We start from the raw sequence: 18,256 nt of genomic DNA, 5'->3' as shown, positions 1-18,256 counted from the left end.
TTCGGGCACGGGCATTTGACCAATGCCGCGGGGAAATAAGATTTTTATCTCTGTACACGTGCGCCTGCGCCGCCCATGATCGCTTCTACTTCCTTCTTGCTTGCCATCGTGGTGTCGCCCGGTGTGGTCATCGCCAGTGCACCGTGCGCTGCGCCGTAGTTTACTGCCAGCTCTGCATCGCCGGTAGTCATCAGGCCATATACAAGACCGGATGCGAAGGAATCGCCGCCGCCTACACGGTCCATGATCTCCAGTCCCTTGTAGTCCTTTGCCTTGTAGATCTCGCCGTCTGCCCAGCAGATCGCGCTCCAGTCGTTTACAGTAGCCGTCTTAACCTCACGAAGCGTGGTAGCAACCGCCTTGAAGTTCGGGTAGGTCTTTGCAGCCTCGTTGATCATCTTCTTGTAGCCGTCCAGATTCAGCTCCTTCAGATTCTCGTCGTTGCCCTCGATCTCAAAGCCAAGGCAAGCGGTAAAGTCTTCCTCATTTCCGATCATAACGTCCACGTATTTCGCGATTTCTTTATTTACTTCCTGCGCCTTTGCCTGTCCGCCGATCGCGCTCCACATGGACGGACGATAGTTCAGATCATAAGAGATTACGGTACCGTATTTCTTCGCTGTCTTGATCGCTGCCAGAACAGTCTCGCAGGACTGCTCGGAAAGTGCCGCGTAGATACCGCCGGTGTGCAGCCAGCGCACGCCCAGCTCGCCGAAGATATAGTCAAAGTCGAAATCCTCCGGTGTGGCTTTGGAAATCGCTGTGTTTGCACGGTCAGAGCATCCAACCGCGCCGCGGATACCAAAGCCTCTCTCTGTGAAGTTCAGACCATTTCTGCAGATTCTGCCGATACCGTCGGTCTTCATCCATTTGATAAGAGAAGTGTCAACGCCGCCCTGCAGGATGAAATCCTCCATCAGCTTACCAACCTCGTTGTCTGCAAACGCCGTGATAACAGCCGTTTTCATGCCGAAGCATCTGCGCAGACCACGTACTACATTATATTCTCCGCCGCCTTCCCATGCACGGAACGAACGTGCGGTGCGGATTCTTCCCTCACCGGGGTCAAGACGAAGCATAACCTCGCCCAGAGATACTGCATCAAATTTGCACTCATTTGCCGGTCTTAAATTTAAATTCATTTTTTCCTCCCTGATATGGCATTGCCGTTTCTATTTTTTATCATATAATGCAGGGGCAAAAGCCCCCGGATATGATGCCTGCAGATTGCGGCGCATCCAGCGCCCTGGCATCATGCTATGCGTTTACGTATTTCTCCAGTGTTGCAGCTACAGCTCCCGGTCCTGCGATCAGTTCCTTGAAGTAAGAAACTACCAACGGAGCGATGCCAAGTGCATACAGATCTACGCCGAAGATTGCCTGGTTCTCCAGGATCGGACGGATCTTTTCTTCCACGCCCTCTGTCTCGCCAAGCTTAATGCCCTCTACATGCGGGCAAACGGTAGCCAGAAGCGGATCCGGGCTGAGTGTGAACGCATTTCCTTTATCGTCGATTGCCATCAGATAGCGAACCCATCCTGCAAGCACGAGCGGGATCAGCTTCAGATCCGCCACGTCAAGCTTGTCGGAAGCTGCGTATGCCTTGATGGTCTCACCAAAGCGGATCGCCAGCTTCTGTGAGGTATCAGTCGCGATACGCTGCGGCGTATCCGGCATAAACGGATTCGGCAGTCTGGTGTTAATAACCTCGCCAATGAATTTTTCCGGATCAAGAATGCCCGGATTTACAACTACCGGAAGACCTTCCTTGTAACCGATGGTCTCAACCATTTTCTTAAGAACCGGATTCTTCATTTCCTCTGAAATCAGCTCATAGCCAAGCAGACAACCGTAAACAGCCAGTGAGGTATGCAGCGGGTTTAAGCAGGTGCAGACTTTCATCTTCTCTACTTTATCCACGGTTTCTCTCTCGGTGAAGATGATGCCGCCCTCTTCCAGGTTCGGTCTGCCGTTCGGGAAAGAATCTTCAATTACAAGGTACTGGCACTCTTCTGCGTTTACAAACGGTGCGATATAGGTATTCTTGGAGGTGATGACCGGCTCAAGCTCTTCCAGTCCGTCCGCTCTCAGGATCTCTTCTACCTTTGCATTCGGGCGCGGTGTGATCTTATCGATCATGGTCCACGGGAAGCTTACCTTGGATTTGTCGTTTACATAATCTACAAAGCCTGCCTCTGCAACGCCGTTCTCCGCCCATACTCTTGCCAGCTTGTCGATCGCCGCGTACAGCTTGTCTCCATTGTGGGAGCAGTTGTCCATGCTTACCATAGCGATCGGCTTCTGTCCGTCAAGATATCTCTCATAGAGAAGCGCAGCCACTTTTCCGATATAGCTGTCCGCCTGCTTCGGTCCTTTTTCCATGTCTGCCTTCACTGCCGGAAGCAACTCGCCTGCTCCGTTCACCAGGCTGTAGCCCTTCTCTGTGATGGTGAAGCTGACCATCTGCAGAGAATCTGCACGGAAGATTTCTTTCAGTCTGTCAAAATCCGCCGTATTCTGCGGATTTACCGTAAGAGATTCCACAACGCTGCCTACTACGGTCTTTTCCACGGTACCGTCTACCTTCAGCGTAACCAGTACGGTATAGCCGTCATGCGGAATGTTCATTTTCTCCACGATCTCATAATCAAACCCCTCTGCAACTACCAGACCGCTGTCCCAGATCCCTTTGTTTAAAAGTCCCTGAAGCACATTTGCCTGGAACGCACGGAAAATGTTGCCTGCGCCAAAATGGATCCAGCGCGGTGCCTCTTTTGTTTTTGCCTTGACTGCCTCGCGGTCGAACTCCGGAAGGCTGTACCCCTTACTCAGCCATTCCTGTCTGTTTGCTAAGCCCTGTTCGTTTAACTGCATACCTTTCTCCTTTCGATTTCTGGATGAAATCCATTGACATCTGCCTTAATTTTTCGCTTATGTAAGCGCTTACAATTATTATAATTCCGCAGAGTGTAAACGTCAAGCATTATTTCCGTTTTAAAAGGAATTTTCTAAAATCTGCAGAAACGCATTGCTATTTTATTTTTTCTATTGTATAATATAGACTAATCAGGAATTGCAATTGTTGTGTAAGCGCTTACATTTTCTTTTCAGGTATGCTGCACAAATCACCGGAGTGCATTTTGAAGCCGGAGGTCGCTTATGAACATTTACGATATCTCAAAGAAAGCCGGCGTTTCCATCGCCACCGTATCGCGTGTCATGAACGGAAATGCCCGCGTCAGCGAAAAAACGAGACAAAAAATCCTGGCTATCATGGCAGAAAATGATTATACGCCAAATGCCTTTGCGCGCGGACTCGGCTTAAATACCATGAAAACCATCGGACTTCTGTGCGCGGATTCCTCGGACCAGTTTTTCTCACGCGCCGTATATTATCTGGAACGCGCGCTGCGCTCTAACCATTACGACGCCATTTTAAGCTGTACCGGCGCCGACTATGACACCCGCACAGAATATTTAAAGCGATTGCTCGCTAAGAAAGTAGACGCCGTCATTTTAGTCGGCTCCAGTTTTATCGAAGCTGTGCCGGAGCGCAACCGCTATATCATCGACGCCGCCGAAGAAGTGCCTGTCATTATTTTAAACGGCTATCTGAGAGCGCCGAACGTATACTGCTCGCTCTGCGACGATCAGGAAATCGTCCAGCAGGCCGCGTCCGTCTGCCTGGAGCACGGCAGAAGGGACCTTCTATTCCTTTACCGTGCGGATTCCTACAGCGGCAGGCGCAAGCTGAAGGGCTTTAAGGAGGCGTTCGCCGCCGCAGAGCTGACGCTCGATCCAAAGCGCATCGTTCTTTTTAACGGCAGCATCCCGGAGACAAAGGAAAAGCTTCTCTCCCTTGCTTCCGAGGGGCTCACGTTCGACACGGTCATCGCCGGGGATGATGAACTGGCAATCGGCGCGCTGAAATACGCCAAGGCTATGAATTTTGACATTCCGTCGCAGTTTGCTATTATCGGCTACAACAATTCTCAGCTCGGCATCTGCTGCGAACCGGAGCTTACTTCGATAGATAATCAGCTTGAATTCTGCTGCAACAACGCAGTCGCCGCGCTGATGAGCGTGCTGGACGGCAAGCCCGCGCCCGGCAAGACCATGCTCTCCGCCAATATCCTGCAGCGGGGAACAACAGATTTCTTTGAAATCAGTTAACAAGAACCCACCGGGTTCTTCGCGCAGGCGGAAGCTTACCACGCTTTTTCGCCGAACGCATATAAATATTCTCAAGGAGGGTTTTACAATGAAACCATTTATGGACAAGGATTTTCTGCTTTCCACAGAAACCGCAAAGAAACTGTATCACAACTACGCTGAGGTTATGCCGATCCTCGACTACCACTGCCACCTCAATCCGCAGGAGATCGCGGAGGACAAGCATTTCGAAAACATCACTGAGGTGTGGCTTGGCGGCGACCATTATAAGTGGCGTCAGATGCGCTCCAACGGCGTAGAGGAATATTACATCACCGGCGACGCTCCGGCGCGCGAGAAATTTCAGAAATGGGCGGAGACGCTGGAAAAGCTGATCGGCAATCCGCTGTATCACTGGTCCCATCTGGAGCTGCAGAGATATTTCGGCTACACCGGACATCTCTGCGCAGACACCGCGGAAGAAGTATGGAACCTCTGCAATGAAAAGCTGGCACAGCCGGATATGAGCGCACGCGAGCTGATCAAACGCTCCGGCGTCACACTCGTATGCACCACCGACGATCCGGTAGATTCTCTGGAATGGCACGAAAAGATCAAGGCAGATGAGACCTTCGACGTGCAGGTACTGCCGGCATGGCGCCCGGACAAGGCTGCCAATATCGAAAAGCCGACCTTCCTGGATTACGTTGCAAAGCTCTCCGAAGTGAGCGGCGTTTCCATTAAGAGCTTCGCTGATCTCAAAAAAGCGATCGTAAACCGCATGGAATACTTCAATGAGAGAGGCTGCAGCGTTTCCGACCACGGTCTTGATTATGTAATGTATGCTCCGGCATCCGATGAAGAAATCGAAGAAATCTTCGCAAAACGTCTGGCAGGCGGCGAGCTTTCCGCTTGTGAAACGGCAAAGTATAAGACAGCCTTCATGATCTTTGTCGGCAAGGAATATCATCGTCTGAACTGGGTAATGCAGCTCCATTACGGCTGCAAACGCGACAACAACGGTCTGATGTTCAAAAAGCTCGGTCCGGATACCGGCTTCGACTGCATCAGCAACTACACACCGGCAGACCAGCTCGCTGATTTCTTAAATGCGCTTGTATCTACCGATGAGCTTCCGAAAACGATCCTGTACTCTCTGAATCCGGTGGACAACGCGGCGATCGGCACCATCATCGGCTGCTTCCAGGATTCCGCGGCGATCGGCAAGATCCAGCAGGGCAGCGCATGGTGGTTCAACGACAATAAGACCGGCATGATCGAGCAGATGACCTCTCTGGCAAACCTCGGCATTCTCAGCAACTTCGTAGGAATGCTGACCGACTCCAGAAGCTTCCTGTCCTATCCGCGCCATGAATACTTCCGTCGCATCCTCTGCGAGCTCATCGGCGGCTGGGTAGAAAACGGCGAATACCCGGATGACGAAAAAGCACTGGAAAAGATCATCAAGGGCATCAGCTACAACAATGCTGTGAGATATTTTGGATTTGATCTGTAACCTGCAGGACCTGCCACCGGCAGCTTCCTTCAGATGCGTGACAGCCAAAATCCCCTGTGCAGATGTTTTTGCACAGGGGATTTTATAATTCCGCGTTTATAAAGATCAGTTTCTATCTGCCGTCATGCCTGCCCGGCGTTTTTCCAGCTCAACTGTCATCTCACCGCGAATTCCATCCAGTTTATAGAAATAGGTGAGCACTGCGATCAGCAGGCACAAAACAACAGGAATCCAGATAAAGCATATTTCTATGTAGGAAAGCGCTTTTTCCGTCTGGACCGCATTAGCCACGTAGCCGCCGTTCTTCAGAAAAGCTCCGATAATAAAGCTTGTCAGACCCATTCCTCCTTTTACAAAGAATCCCTGGATCGCGGCAATCAGCCCGGACACACTGGCGTTCTTTTTATATTCGGAATAATCAATAACATCCGGCTGCATAGCAAACGTGATTCCAAATATACCGTAAATTCCCAGCCCGGTAATCACCAGACCTATGAGCAGACATGCCGCAGAATTCCTTCCGATAAAGATCAGCAGATCTCCCACAATATACAGCGCCACGCTGAAAAACATCAGGCTTCTTTTGCTGAACTTCTTTTCCAGCGACGGAAGCAACAGCAGCATCGGAAGTCCAGACAGAATACCAAGGATGCCAACCAATGACAGCCAGTCCGTTCTTCCCAGATTATACTTGAAATAGTAAATAACGGTGGTGCTTCTGACTACATAAAGTGAAAAGTAAAACAGGTTCAGCAGAAACAATATCCATGCCTGCCCTGTAAGTCCCTTAAAGTCGCTCAGAATAGAATGCTTCTGATTAACCGTTGTCGGAACGACCTCCTTGGTGCTCGCAAAGGTCACAAAGAAGATCAGCATTGCCACGATCCCATAAATGGTCATGGTTACGAGATAGCCCCGCGCCTCGTTGCCCTTTCCAAAAAACTCTACCAGCGGCGCCGTGATCGACATTACGATTGCAGTCCCCGCCATCGCGCAAACCATTCGCGTGGATACCAGAATATCCCTTTCATGAATATCGGAAGTAAGTCTCGGTACAATCGTGTTCAGCGGAATATTTACCACTGTGTATGCCGTGCAGAGCAGACAGTACGTCACATAAGCCCACACCAGCTTCCCGCCGCTTCCAAAATCCGGAATGTAGAATGTCAGGAACGTAAATACCGCAAACGGCACCGCTCCTATAAGGAAATACGGTCTGCCCTGTCCCCATTTTGTATGCGTGCGATCAACGATCAGACCCATTCCGGTATCTGTCAGAGCATCAATAAATTTTGTTACCAGCATCATTGTACCGGCCGCTGCCGCCGTAATTCCAAATACGTCTGTATAGAATACCATGAGATAGGATGCCATTGTACTAAAAACAAGATTACACCCAAGATCCCCAATACCATACCCTATTCGTTTTCCCCACTTTTTCATATCGTCTCCTTACCAGTTCATCACTTCTATTGCACACTTTTCAATATCCAATCCTCTTTTATATCGATCCATAAATACCTTAAATCCTTCGACTTCTGCCTCATCCGGACATACCGTTTCTCCGGACAGTCCCTTGAAAATTTTGTTCTCCAGATAATCCTCCAGCTTTTCCTGCGGCTCTTTGTCGATCAGATATGCCGCAAGAAGGGCAATTCCCCATGCGCCGCCTTCGCTGGCCGTATCCATGACCGTCACCGGTGTATTAACCGCAGCCGCAAGGTATCTTTGTCCGACGCCCTTCGTCTTGAAAAATCCTCCGTGTCCTGTGATCCGGTCGATCTTCACATTTTCCTCTTCCATAAGGATATCCATTCCCATTTTCACCGCACCCAGGGACGTATAAAGATGCGACTTCATAAAGTTCGCAAGATTAAATCTGCTCTCGGCAGTGCGCAGGAACGCCAGCCGTCCTTCGTTGATCATCGTGATATTTTCTCCCGAATAATATCCGTATGCGAGAAGTCCTCCACAATCTGCATCTCCTTTTAATGAATGCGTATAAAGCTTCTCAAATAATGTGCCTGCGTCCGCCTGGATACCCATTAATTTGCAAAATTCTCCGAAAATTCCTACCCATGCATTCAGATCTGAGGTTCCATTATTGGCATGTGACATCGCACATGGAAATCCCGTCGGCGTTGTCACCATATCGATCTCACGGTAAACTTTGCTGAGCTGTTTTTCCAGCACGATCATAGCAAACGTGCTGGTGCCGGCAGATATATTGCCGGTCGCCGGGGCTACCGAATTTGTTGCTGTCATTCCGGTTCCGGCGTCTCCCTCCGGCGGGCACAACGGGATTCCCGCTCTGAGATTGCCGCTTTCATCCAGAAATGCAGCGCCCTCCTCTGTCAGGCTTCCGGCATTTTCTCCCGCTATAAGCACTGCCGGGAAAATATCTCTGAGCTTCCAGGAATAGTGGTACGGCTCTATCAGCTCATCAAATTTCTTCACCATGACTTCATTATAATCATGTGTCTCCGAATCAATCGGGAACATTCCTGCCGCGTCACCGATTCCAAGAACCCGCTGCCCGGTGAGCTTCCAGTGGATATATCCGCTCAGAGTGGAAACATAGTCGAGATTTTTCGTGTGTTCTTCCCCGTCCAGGATCCGCTGGTATAAATGTGCCACCGACCAGCGGAGCGGAATATTAAACTGAAAGAGGTCTGTCAGCTCATCCGCCGCTTTCTGTGTGTTGGTATTTCTCCAGGTCTGGAATGGGGCGAGCTGATTGCCCGCCTTATCCAGTGCCATATATCCATGCATCATCGCGCTGATGCCGATCGCTCCGATCGTGTGCAGCGTGACACCGTATTTCTGCTCTGTCTCTTCTCTCAAAGAGCTGTAGCAGTGCCGGATCCCAGCGTGGATATCCTCCAGACTATATGTCCAGATATTGTCAATAAAGGAGTTTTCCCAGTCATGGATGCCGACCGCAAGTACATTTCCCCGAAGATCTGTCAATACACCTTTGATCCTGGTAGATCCCAGCTCAATCCCAAGCGCCGTCTTTCCGTTTATGATCAGTTCTTTCTTATCCATATTTTCCTGCCTTATCTCCCTTGCCATTTACTTTAGAAGCAGGTGAACGCTCCGTCAATGATGAAATCAGATCCTGTTGTAAACGTGCTTGTATCTCCGGCAAGGTATACGCAGATAGACTCCAGTTCCTCCGGTTTTCCCATTCTTCCCAGCGGTGCCATTGCATTCCACTGCTCAATGAGCGGGATCAGTGTCGGGGAGTTCAGTGTCAGTTCCGTTCCGATGTATCCCGGGCTGATGCTGTTTACACGCACGCCGCGTTTTGCCCACTCGATCGCCAGTGATTTTGTAAGCTGGATCACGCCGGCCTTGGAAGCGTTGTAAGCGCACTGCGGCTGCGGAACATTTACAATATGTGCGGACATGGAAGCGGTGTTGATGATGGAGCCGCCGCCGTTTGCCAGCATGTATTTTCCGGCTGCAATATCCGTGAGGAAGATGCCGTTCAGATTGATGTTGATGACTTTGCTCCACTGCTCCCAGGTCATTTCTTCCGCCGGGGCGTTGATGCAGATGCCTGCGTTGTTGTGGCAGAAATCAAGTCCGCCGAGCTCCTGCACGACCTGTGCAACCATCGCGTCTACCCGGTCTTTGTCTGTGCAGTCGGTTTTGATGGCGATTACCTTTCTGCCTGTTTTTTCTGCGATTTCTGCGGCGGTTTTCTTTGCCTCTTCGATGTCAAGGTCTACGATCGCCACATCCGCGCCCGCTTCAGCGAAGGCGGTTGCCGTACATTTACCGATTCCTCTTGCCGCTCCGGTAACAAAGCCTTTTTTTCCGTCCAATCTCATTTTCTCAATAATGCCCATGTTTTTCTCTCCTTTTCTTTTTTTGGATAGTCATTTTATATTTTTATTTTGTAAAATGACTTTATTTATTGTATAATTATATTAACTCATTTTACAAAATTGGTCAATATTGCATGATTCACAAATATGAGACTCCTTTTTTGTCGAAATTAAACAAAGACAATCTTTTTTGGGGGATTGAAATACCGAAAGAGAAATTATATAATAGTTTTATCAAATAGCTTTATAATATCGGAAGTGAGGAAGTTTACTATGGATGCATTTTCTCTTACAGATATTAAGAAAAAAAACCTGTCAGACGTCTATCACTATATATACCACAATCCGGGATGTCCAAAGCAGGCGATCGCCAGCGCGCTTTCCATCAGCCTGCCCACGGTTTCACAGCATCTTTCTACATTGACTGAGCATAATCTGATCAAAAAATCCGGGCAGCTCACCTCAGCGGTCGGTCGGCGCGCAGCCGCCTACCAGATCATCCCCACCGCCAAAATCGCAGTAGGAATCGAGATTCTTGCCCGGAATGTTTACATTACCGCTTTAAATCTATATGGAAAAAAAGAAGCAAAAGAAAAATATCAGATCACTTTCCGGCCGGATCCGGATTATTTTGAGAAATTACAAAGAACTGTAAAAGAATTTCTTCAGAAGTATCAGTACACAGAAAAGCAGCTTCTGGGAATCGGTCTCGGCATGCAGGGACTTACTTCCCCGGACGGCACCCACATGACATACGGGGAGATCCTGCACTGCACCGGATTGTCCATCCGGCCGTTTGCCGACTGTTTTTCCATCCCCTGCAGATTTATCCACGATGCCGAATGCGCCTCTGTCAGCGAGCTGTGGGAAAATCCCCAGATCAGCGATGCCATCTATCTGTCGCTCGGTCAGCATCTCGGCGGCTCCGTCATCATCGGCGGTGAATTCCAGAACGGTCTTACCGGAAAATCCGGCACCTTTGAGCACATGACGCTGGTCCCGGACGGCGCCGAATGCTACTGCGGAAAGCATGGCTGCGCCGAATGCTATTGCTCCGGCAGCTTCCTCATGGGCTCTTCCCTGGAACCGGACGAATTTTTTGCCCGAAAAAAACAGGGTGATCCCGATTGTCTTGAAAAATGGAACAAATACCTGCGCTATCTGTCCATGCTGATCAATAATCTTCATATGGTAATGGAAAATACAGTCATCCTTGGCGGAAATATTGCGTCCTTCTTCACAGAGGAGGATATCCTCGCTGTAAAACAGTATGTGGCGGAGCGCTCCACCTTCTCCGACGATACCTCCTACATCATTCTCGGAGAATGCCGCAGCGACGCCGTTTCCATGGGCGCGGCACTGCCCTTTATCAAAGAATTTCTGAGGGATATCGCACAAAATCATTAAGCGCAGGGATTTCATGCGCCTGTCACCTCTTCGATTCCCCCGGCCGCACCGGAATCTGTATTTCTGTCACAAACTTATCTGCGTCGCCGGTAAATCCATCGTCGATCATTGTGATCTCCTTGGAAAAGCCGTCAACGCACAGCCCGTTTTCTTCCATGTACTCGTCAAGCTTTTGATAATATGCGGGAGCGTCTTTGTGGCTCCCGCAAAAACGCACCGTCACACATTTTTCCGCAGGCAGCTCCTCCGTCGCACCGCTGTAGACATCCTCCGCATCCAGCAGCAAAAAGACCATATCATAGCGTTCATATGCTTTCTCCAAAAGCCGCTCTCTGCCGATGCCTACGCCAACTTTCCCCAGAAAAACCACCGCATCCTTCTGATCCTGCTCCAGCTCGCGGATCGAAGTCTCCAGATCGAGATAGGTCTTTGGGGAAAGCTGATTGCGTATCCATGCGATGCGCCGCGGCGGAATCTCTGTCATACGAATGACATCCAACTCCGAGGAAAGCGCATCCGCAAGCTGCTGCAGGCGATTATCAATCTTCCGCTCGATAATCTGCAGCTTGCGCTGCTTCTGGATCACCGTCTCTTTTTGCTGCTGAAGCAGCTCCTGGATGCGCTCCACATCGCGGTTTCCAAGAAAGTCGGCGATCTGCTCCAACGGCATATCTAGGACGCGCAGGTAACGGATCGTATTGAGGCACTCAAACTGACGTGTACTGTAGTATCGGTAGCCTGTCTCCTGATCCACGTACTCCGGTGTCAGCATACCGATTTTTTCATAATGGCGCAGCGTCCCGACGCTTAAATGAAACATTCGCGCCACATCTCCGATTTTGAATAGACCTTCGCGCTCCAAATCCGTCCCCTATCCTTTCTGTTCCCGTGAATAATCATCCTTTTCTACAGGAAATCCTTCCGCATCGGTGTGAAAATGTCCACCAGAATTCCTTCCTCCAGTGCGTGAACCCCGTGCAGCATATCGCCGGGGATCAGAATACTGTCGCCCTGTCTGACTACATGAACTTCCCCGTCCATGTTGAATTCAAATTCGCCCTTTGCAACATAAGTGATCTGTCGGTGCGGGTGTTTATGCTCATTTCCGCGCGCTCCCTTTTCAAAAGAGACCTCTGTCATCATCAGCTCTTCGGAGTAGCTCAGAATCTTTCTGGTGACTCCCGGCTCACAATTCACTGCCTGTACTTCTTCATTATGTACGATCATTTTTCTTTCTCCTTTTTCATAACTATAATAAATGGAACTGCCGAAGCAGTCCCACTTAACATATCTCATTTAAAATACTTTGCATCGTATTTCCGGCGGATCGCTTCCTCGTCAATCTTATACCGCGACAGATGAATTTCCATCAGCTCGCCGGCTCTTTCAGCGTCATGCTGCCGGATCGCCTCCACGATGGCCTGGTGATCCTGCACGATCTTCAGCTCCTTCACCGCCGAGAGAGCCATGTTGCGCACGCGGTCGAAATGCAGCGTCAGGTTCTGCATCAGCAGATAGCTCTGGCTTTTCTGCGCGATATCAAACAGGAGCTTATGAAAGTCGTCATCCAACTCCATCAGACGCCCGGCGTCCGTGCTGTCCAGATAAAACTCCTGCAATTTCAGATTTTCTCCAAGCTTTAAGATATCCTCCGGCTTCGCCATCTCACAGACAAGACGCACCACAGCGTTTTCCATGACGCTTCGCATGAAACGCGCTTCCTCCACCAGCGAGTAGTCGATCAGCGCCACCATACTGCCTCTCTGCGGATAGATTTCCACAATTCCTCCCCTGGCAAGCTCGATCAGCGCCTCCCGCACCGGCGTCCGGGAAAGCCCCATCTCATCGGCAAGATTTTTCTCGCTGACGCGGCTTCCCGGCGCAAGCTCCAGCCGGATGATATTATTTTTGATCACGCGAAGCGCGTATTCCCTTCCGTTCTCCCTTGGATATCGTTCCAGCAAACGCATTTATTTGTTCTTGTTTTCCTTGCAGATCGCTTCCCACAGACCGTTGATGTAGGTTGCACCGAGCGCACGGTCATACAGACCATATCCCGGACGTCCAACCTCATCCCAGATCATTCTGCCGTGGTCCGGACGGATGTAGGTATCCGGGCAGGTGTCGTATACCGCCTTCATGATCTCGTAAAGGTCAAGATCGCCGTCGCTGGACAGATGTGCAGCCTCGCGGAATTTGTGGTAGCCAAGGTATTTTACGTTGCGCACGTGCAGACAGCCGATGCGGTTCATCTCGCCGAAGTGACGGATGATCGCCGGAATGTCGTTGTCCGGGTTGGAACCCAGAGAACCGGTGCACAGGCAGAGCGTGTTGCACGGTGAATCATGCAGGGCAACGATCTTGTCGTAGTCCTCCTGGCTGTGAGCGATTCTCGGAAGTCCGAAGATCGGCCAGCCCGGATCGTCCGGATGACATGCCATTACTACGCCGCACTCCTCGCAGGTCGGAATAATGCCGTCCAGGAAATACTTGTAATTTGCTCTCAAATCATCCGGCGTGATGGACTCGTAACGCTTCAGCGTAGTTTCCAGCTCTGCCAGACGCTCCGGCTCCCAGCCCGGAAGCGAGAATCCGTTGCAGTCCTCGATCGTCTTGCGAACGATGTCAACCGGTGTCATATCACCAAGCTCTTTTTCATCGAAGTAAAGGCTGTTGGAACCATCCTCCGGAATCTCACGCGCAAGGTCTGTGCGCAGCCAGTCGAATACCGGCATGAAATTATAAACGATTACCTTTACGCCGTATTTTGCAAGATTGCGAATGGTCGTGCAGTAGTTTTCAATATACTTGTCTCTTGTCGGAAGTCCCATCTTGATATCTTCGTGTACGTTTACGCTCTCGATAACCTCACACTCAAGACCTGCTTCGTGTACATGATCGATATAAGCCTTGATCTCGTCCTCTTCCCAGACCTCTCCGGCAGCCTTCTCATCCAGAACTCCCATGAGACCGGACATACCCGGAATCTGTCTGATCTGTTTCAGCGTGATGTTGTCACGTCCCTCACCGTACCAGCGAAATGTCATTTTCATAGCATTGTTCTCCTTCTCCATTTATATTTACTGCTTTTGGATAATATAAGTGTAACATATCTCTTCCCTGTCTGTCCACAACTGTCTACTAGTATACCAGTAGAAATTTACCTTTTGTTTTTGTCTATTTTTTACAAACCTTTACAAACATTTTTCTCCGGAAGCCCTTGCAAAAATATACGTTTCTTATTATAATGAACAAGATATTCCTGCGGTCTGTCCATTTCAGAGCCGCAGGCAATTTTATCAAAAAAAGAAAAGAGGAATCCACTATGCTTATTCCCGTTATACTGTTTATTCTTGGACTTGTCATTATCTGCATCGGCGGTGACAAATTTGTGGATAATGCCGTCATTGTTGCAAAAAAGCTCGGCATGTCCGAGATTATGGTCGGAGCTACCATTGTCAGCATCGGCACCACACTGCCGGAGGTACTCGTGTCCACCACCGCCGCATTTAACGGCTCCGCCGCAATCTGCGCCGGAAACGCCTATGGCTCCATCATCTGCAACACCGCGCTGATCGCGGGCATCAGCCAGCTCTGCCGTCCGTCGAAGGGCGTGGACAAAAAATCCTTCAACTGGAACGTCGGGCTGTTTTTCCTGTTCAGCATATTTTTATTTGCCGTTCAGTATTTCACCGGCACGATCTCCCGTCTGACCGGGCTTGTTCTGCTGGCCGGCTTCGTCATCTACACCCTCGGCTACATAAAGCTTGCCGGAGCCGGTTCCGCCGAAGCGCAGGAGCCGGAGACGGAAGAAACCTCTCTTCCGACCGCTCTGCTCATGCTGGTCTTTTTCGCCCTTGCACTGTTTATCGGCGCAAGACTGCTGGTCGACAACGGCACCATCATTGCAGAAGGGCTTGGCGTACCGGAGCGTGTGATCGCCGTCACCTTCATCGCACTCGGCACCTCGCTGCCGGAGCTTGTCACCACCATCACCTCCCTGCTCAAGGGCTATGCCAGCCTGGGGCTTGGAAATGTGCTCGGCGCAAACCTTTTAAACCTGCTGCTCGTGATCGGTATTCCGTCTGCGATCTCCAGCTTCCCGGTTGAGCGTCAGACAACCTTCATCGACGTGCCCGTATCCATGGCAGTCATGCTGGTACTTACCGTGCCGTTCTTTATCAAGAAGCGCGGCTACCGTCTGCAGGGGCTGGCGCTGCTGCTGATCTACGCCGGATACTGTCTCTACAGCTTTCTCTGAATTCTGTCACGCTTTCCCTCTACGCTGGAAGCGCGGACCACGAATAACAACATAAAAATTGCCTGGCATCAGAAATTCACTGCCCGGCAATTTTTATGTACAAAATAAATTTTTTCTTGCAATTCATCGAAGTCTTTCTGTCTCCTCATAAATGGAAAGGGCTCCTGAGATATTGATATTCTTTATATCCTCCTGTTCCGTAACCAGCACTGTTTCAATTTCTTCTTTTACATGCTTCTTTAGAATTTTTTCGAATAACCGCACACGCTCCTGCTGTCCAATAATAACGAACTTATCGCTTTCTGCAGGATTCACCCGGCGTGACAGGTCTATCATATTCATGTCCTCCCAGATCAGCAGTGCCTGGATAAAAATATCTCTGTCCCTTGCGGAATATCCGCCCAGCACGTCCATGAAGCGCACAAGCATCGTACTTCTTGTATAGCCGCCTGCCGTCCAGGAAGCTTCCGCGAGGCAAATCAGATCATCCTCCGTATGCTGCATCGGTTTTTCATCGGCAATTAATGATTTCCCAATAGAAGAATTTTCTTTTATCATCTGATAATATTGCCCGCTCATCGTCGTATAGCTTGCAGCTATCTGTGCCCGCTCATTGATTTTAATCAGTTTCGAATGCGAACTTAAAATGATGATATTAAAGGGCGGTTCAAAATAATTTTGATTTAAAACACCAATTGCCTGTGTCTCCTCTCCGCGCATAAAATCAAAATAAAAAAGCCGGTCTTTTGCGTTATCAAAAACAGAAATATCGTTTTTCAGTCCCCGGATATAGGTAACCGGTATTTTCGTGCCAGCCAGATCATCGTACACCGTCAATGCATTCCGCGCAAGCTCCCTGCAGTCTGCCGGAACAGGAGCATGCGGCAGCTCCTCAAAACCCATTTCTGATGTAAGCATCCCGTACGCAATAATCCGCTCTATATTATCTTCCGTGCGGTCAATTTCCGATAAGATCTGCCGGATGCTTCCCCATATGTCCATTTTAAGCTTTGTTTTATCATTTGACCTGGCGACGTCCTTAATGCCCATGTGAAGATATCGTTCGGCTATGCTTTTTTTGTCCTCAATAAAATAAATTTTTGTATTGGTCGTTCCACAATCCAGAATAATCTGCATGAGTTCCCTCCAAAATAACTCCTATATTGCGCCAACAGCAGCATATACCTGTGCCAGACTTTCCCCTGCCTGCAGACCGGCGCGCACTTCATCCTCTTTTTTTACCGTTGCCAGCGCCTGTTCTAAAACCTCTTCCACAATATCTTTGGGGATAATTACTACACCGTCAATGTCACCAAAAATATAATCGCCGGGATTTATGCTTACCCCGTCAAACAATACCGGTATCTGACACTCATTAATCTCACATCTGCCTTTTGAGGTTCTTGGATCCCTTCCCTTGTAAAATAACGGAAAATTCATTTTCTTTAGCTGTTTTATATCTCTGGCAAAACCATCAAGCAGCACGCCCGCTCCTTTTCTTCCAAGAACACCATTTGCAAACAACTCCCCAAATACAGCGCACGTATATTCTCCCCTGTTTACCAGTACATATATCTCGTCTTCCCCCAACTGATCTACCACTTTACACTGTGCCGTCAGCGGTTCCTCCGGCATCGAATACACCTGTGTGCCAATACTGGTAAATGCCGGCCCAAATATAACCGAATCATCCGTTAAAGGCATAATATCCCCAGAAATCGCCTGATTGCGGTATCCCATATGATCTAAAACATCGCAGATTACCCCGCTGTAAAGAATACTTTTAATATCTTCCACCGTATATTTCATGATCTTCTCCTGTATGATTTGCTTATCATTATTATTACTTGTGCTTGTAAACCTATTTTCCCCAATATATCGTTGACGGCGCCGTTGTAAACTGAATACAGCCAGTCTCCGTAATAACATAGCAGTCTTCTATATTATATCCTGCGTTTACCGGAGCGTCTTTCCACCCCGAATAAGGTGTTTCCAGCGTCAGCACCATGCCAGGCTCCAGTATCTCGTCATTGTTCTTCGTAAACATGGGTGTTTCACATATCTGCGTGGAAACACCTATCGCATGTCCTACATTTCCGCGCGGATAGTAAGGAATAAGCTCCGACTGTTCCACCTGGTTTCTCACCGCCTGATAAACCTCCGAGAATTTCACACCCGGCTTTAGCATGGAAGCGCCTGTCCGATTAGCCCGGTACAATATGTCGTAAATTCTTTCTGCTTTATCAGACACTCTTCCTATTCCCAGAGTCCTTGCTATGTCAGAGGTGTAACCGCAATACCGGAAGCCGGCGTCAAACTTAATTACATCGCCATTTTGTAATTTATAATCTCTCGGTATCGTTCCAAGTCCTATAAATTTTCCGACAGCCGGAATAAACTGATCATCTGAAACTGCGCAGTCCGGATCATTTTCCCAGGTATACTTTTTAAAACGGCGGTTAATTTCAATGGCATTCATTCCCTCTTTTAAATCCGCCGCAACCAGATTCCATGCCTTTTCGGTCAGACGTACCGCAGATGCCAGTGTTTCTATTTCCCATGAGGTTTTTATTCTTCTGGCACTCATTATAATGCTTTCCGCATTTATCAGCTCTGCATCATACTGCTGCAGCTCTGTCCATAATCCATGCGAAAGAAACATCATTTCCGTTGCTATGACAGGATGCTTCTCCGAACGGAAAATCATGCCCATTGCCAGCTTCAGCGCGGCATATATGTCAGTTGTTTTATCGCTTCTGGACAGTACACTGCCATCATCAATGAACGCGCCGGACAAATATGCCTTTACCGCAATTCCTTCTGTCGTTGTCTGTGCATTATCCTCTTCCAGATTATTGACAATCAGAGTAATCCTGCCCTGCCGCGGCACAACCGCAATCGTATCCCCGACCATATTACCATACTGGTATGCAAAATTACTGCGAAATCCCGTGGCATAAAATATATTATCACAGCGTACGAGAAGCAAATAGTCAGCACCTTCTTTTGCCATTGCACGTTGTATTTTCTGCTGAATTAATTCCTGTTCACGGCCTTTCAGGAGCCGGTGAATACATTTCATAA

Annotated in this window: 16 protein-coding genes; 4 read left to right on the top strand and 12 right to left on the bottom strand. The window is 49.2% G+C overall.

The window, feature by feature from the left end:
• Positions 1-44: 44 nt before the first annotated feature.
• Both ACLU9Q_RS04625 and ACLU9Q_RS04620 read right to left on the bottom strand, forming a co-directional pair.
• Positions 45-1,142, bottom strand: coding sequence for a sugar kinase (locus ACLU9Q_RS04625; protein ID WP_006859973.1), 1,098 nt, complete (start codon positions 1,140-1,142; stop codon positions 45-47).
• Between the two features lie 115 nt (positions 1,143-1,257).
• Positions 1,258-2,874, bottom strand: a complete 1,617-nt coding sequence (locus ACLU9Q_RS04620) for a mannitol dehydrogenase family protein (protein WP_296830953.1) — start codon at positions 2,872-2,874, stop codon at positions 1,258-1,260.
• A gap of 285 nt (positions 2,875-3,159) precedes the next feature.
• On the opposite strand from ACLU9Q_RS04620, the gene ACLU9Q_RS04615 reads away from it, so the two are divergent.
• Together ACLU9Q_RS04615 and uxaC are read left to right on the top strand one after the other, a co-directional pair.
• On the top strand, positions 3,160-4,173 hold the full coding sequence (locus tag ACLU9Q_RS04615) for a LacI family DNA-binding transcriptional regulator (RefSeq protein ID WP_296830950.1): 1,014 nt from the start codon (positions 3,160-3,162) through the stop codon (positions 4,171-4,173).
• Between the two features lie 88 nt (positions 4,174-4,261).
• Entirely contained in the window at positions 4,262-5,668 is a 1,407-nt protein-coding gene (gene uxaC / locus ACLU9Q_RS04610) for a glucuronate isomerase (RefSeq protein WP_296830947.1), read from the top strand.
• Positions 5,669-5,773: 105 nt separating this feature from the next.
• Here uxaC and ACLU9Q_RS04605 read toward each other — a convergent pair whose 3' ends face one another.
• Genes ACLU9Q_RS04605 through ACLU9Q_RS04595 form a run of 3 tightly spaced genes read right to left on the bottom strand, consistent with a single transcriptional unit; the run spans position 5,774 to position 9,525 of the window.
• A complete protein-coding gene (locus ACLU9Q_RS04605) occupies positions 5,774-7,111 on the bottom strand; it encodes an MFS transporter (RefSeq protein ID WP_296830943.1) in 1,338 nt (445 codons plus the stop codon).
• Positions 7,112-7,120: 9 nt separating this feature from the next.
• Entirely contained in the window at positions 7,121-8,716 is a 1,596-nt protein-coding gene (locus tag ACLU9Q_RS04600; RefSeq protein ID WP_296830941.1) for an FGGY-family carbohydrate kinase, read from the bottom strand.
• Between the two features lie 32 nt (positions 8,717-8,748).
• On the bottom strand, positions 8,749-9,525 hold the full coding sequence (locus tag ACLU9Q_RS04595; RefSeq protein WP_412624688.1) for an SDR family oxidoreductase: 777 nt from the start codon (positions 9,523-9,525) through the stop codon (positions 8,749-8,751).
• Positions 9,526-9,777: 252 nt separating this feature from the next.
• Between ACLU9Q_RS04595 and ACLU9Q_RS04590 the strand changes: the two genes are divergently transcribed.
• Positions 9,778-10,911: an ROK family protein gene (locus tag ACLU9Q_RS04590; protein WP_412624687.1), complete on the top strand. Its 1,134-nt coding sequence runs from the start codon at positions 9,778-9,780 to the stop codon at positions 10,909-10,911.
• Between the two features lie 22 nt (positions 10,912-10,933).
• Here ACLU9Q_RS04590 and ACLU9Q_RS04585 read toward each other — a convergent pair whose 3' ends face one another.
• The 4 genes from ACLU9Q_RS04585 to uxuA form a co-directional block, all read right to left on the bottom strand.
• The gene (locus ACLU9Q_RS04585) at positions 10,934-11,773 is read right to left on the bottom strand and encodes a MerR family transcriptional regulator (RefSeq protein WP_296830931.1); all 840 of its coding nucleotides are present in this window, start codon (positions 11,771-11,773) and stop codon (positions 10,934-10,936) included.
• 44 nt (positions 11,774-11,817) lie between these two features.
• Positions 11,818-12,138: a cupin domain-containing protein gene (locus ACLU9Q_RS04580; RefSeq protein ID WP_296830929.1), complete on the bottom strand. Its 321-nt coding sequence runs from the start codon at positions 12,136-12,138 to the stop codon at positions 11,818-11,820.
• A 65-nt stretch (positions 12,139-12,203) separates the two neighbouring features.
• Entirely contained in the window at positions 12,204-12,881 is a 678-nt protein-coding gene (locus ACLU9Q_RS04575) for a GntR family transcriptional regulator (protein ID WP_296906556.1), read from the bottom strand.
• Positions 12,882-13,964 carry a mannonate dehydratase gene (gene uxuA, locus ACLU9Q_RS04570; protein ID WP_296830923.1) on the bottom strand — a complete coding sequence of 361 codons (1,083 nt, stop codon included), beginning with the start codon at positions 13,962-13,964 and terminating at the stop codon, positions 12,882-12,884.
• A 272-nt stretch (positions 13,965-14,236) separates the two neighbouring features.
• Here uxuA and ACLU9Q_RS04565 point away from each other — a divergent pair, with 272 nt between their 5' ends.
• The gene (locus ACLU9Q_RS04565; RefSeq protein ID WP_296830920.1) at positions 14,237-15,172 is read left to right on the top strand and encodes a calcium/sodium antiporter; all 936 of its coding nucleotides are present in this window, start codon (positions 14,237-14,239) and stop codon (positions 15,170-15,172) included.
• A 123-nt stretch (positions 15,173-15,295) separates the two neighbouring features.
• On the opposite strand, the gene ACLU9Q_RS04560 is transcribed toward ACLU9Q_RS04565, so the two are convergent.
• From ACLU9Q_RS04560 to ACLU9Q_RS04550, 3 genes are read right to left on the bottom strand one after another with little or no spacing between them, the layout of a single operon-like run.
• Positions 15,296-16,309, bottom strand: coding sequence for a 2-dehydro-3-deoxygalactonokinase (locus ACLU9Q_RS04560; protein WP_296830917.1), 1,014 nt, complete (start codon positions 16,307-16,309; stop codon positions 15,296-15,298).
• Between the two features lie 21 nt (positions 16,310-16,330).
• Positions 16,331-16,981, bottom strand: a complete 651-nt coding sequence (locus ACLU9Q_RS04555; protein ID WP_296830915.1) for an RraA family protein — start codon at positions 16,979-16,981, stop codon at positions 16,331-16,333.
• 52 nt (positions 16,982-17,033) lie between these two features.
• Positions 17,034-18,254, bottom strand: coding sequence for a M24 family metallopeptidase (locus ACLU9Q_RS04550; protein ID WP_296830912.1), 1,221 nt, complete (start codon positions 18,252-18,254; stop codon positions 17,034-17,036).
• Positions 18,255-18,256: the final 2 nt, after the last annotated feature.

It is taken from the genome of Marvinbryantia sp. (genome assembly GCF_047017445.1).
Taxonomy (GTDB): domain Bacteria; phylum Bacillota; class Clostridia; order Lachnospirales; family Lachnospiraceae; genus Marvinbryantia.
This window is presented reverse-complemented; position numbering and strand designations above follow the sequence as displayed.

What these genes read in the sequence shown, in the direction of transcription:
- ACLU9Q_RS04560 (WP_296830917.1), bottom strand. Translation starts at nt 16,309, where the DNA reads ATGCAGATTATTCTGGATTGTGGAACGACCAATACAAAAATTTATTTT.
- ACLU9Q_RS04605 (WP_296830943.1), bottom strand. Translation starts at nt 7,111, where the DNA reads ATGAAAAAGTGGGGAAAACGAATAGGGTATGGTATTGGGGATCTTGGG.
- ACLU9Q_RS04595 (WP_412624688.1), bottom strand. Translation starts at nt 9,525, where the DNA reads ATGGGCATTATTGAGAAAATGAGATTGGACGGAAAAAAAGGCTTTGTT.
- uxuA (WP_296830923.1), bottom strand. Translation starts at nt 13,964, where the DNA reads ATGAAAATGACATTTCGCTGGTACGGTGAGGGACGTGACAACATCACG.
- ACLU9Q_RS04575 (WP_296906556.1), bottom strand. Translation starts at nt 12,881, where the DNA reads ATGCGTTTGCTGGAACGATATCCAAGGGAGAACGGAAGGGAATACGCG.
- ACLU9Q_RS04625 (WP_006859973.1), bottom strand. Translation starts at nt 1,142, where the DNA reads ATGAATTTAAATTTAAGACCGGCAAATGAGTGCAAATTTGATGCAGTA.
- uxaC (WP_296830947.1), top strand. Translation starts at nt 4,262, where the DNA reads ATGAAACCATTTATGGACAAGGATTTTCTGCTTTCCACAGAAACCGCA.
- ACLU9Q_RS04580 (WP_296830929.1), bottom strand. Translation starts at nt 12,138, where the DNA reads ATGATCGTACATAATGAAGAAGTACAGGCAGTGAATTGTGAGCCGGGA.
- ACLU9Q_RS04600 (WP_296830941.1), bottom strand. Translation starts at nt 8,716, where the DNA reads ATGGATAAGAAAGAACTGATCATAAACGGAAAGACGGCGCTTGGGATT.
- ACLU9Q_RS04550 (WP_296830912.1), bottom strand. Translation starts at nt 18,254, where the DNA reads ATGAAATGTATTCACCGGCTCCTGAAAGGCCGTGAACAGGAATTAATT.
- ACLU9Q_RS04565 (WP_296830920.1), top strand. Translation starts at nt 14,237, where the DNA reads ATGCTTATTCCCGTTATACTGTTTATTCTTGGACTTGTCATTATCTGC.
- ACLU9Q_RS04555 (WP_296830915.1), bottom strand. Translation starts at nt 16,981, where the DNA reads ATGAAATATACGGTGGAAGATATTAAAAGTATTCTTTACAGCGGGGTA.
- ACLU9Q_RS04615 (WP_296830950.1), top strand. Translation starts at nt 3,160, where the DNA reads ATGAACATTTACGATATCTCAAAGAAAGCCGGCGTTTCCATCGCCACC.
- ACLU9Q_RS04620 (WP_296830953.1), bottom strand. Translation starts at nt 2,874, where the DNA reads ATGCAGTTAAACGAACAGGGCTTAGCAAACAGACAGGAATGGCTGAGT.
- ACLU9Q_RS04590 (WP_412624687.1), top strand. Translation starts at nt 9,778, where the DNA reads ATGGATGCATTTTCTCTTACAGATATTAAGAAAAAAAACCTGTCAGAC.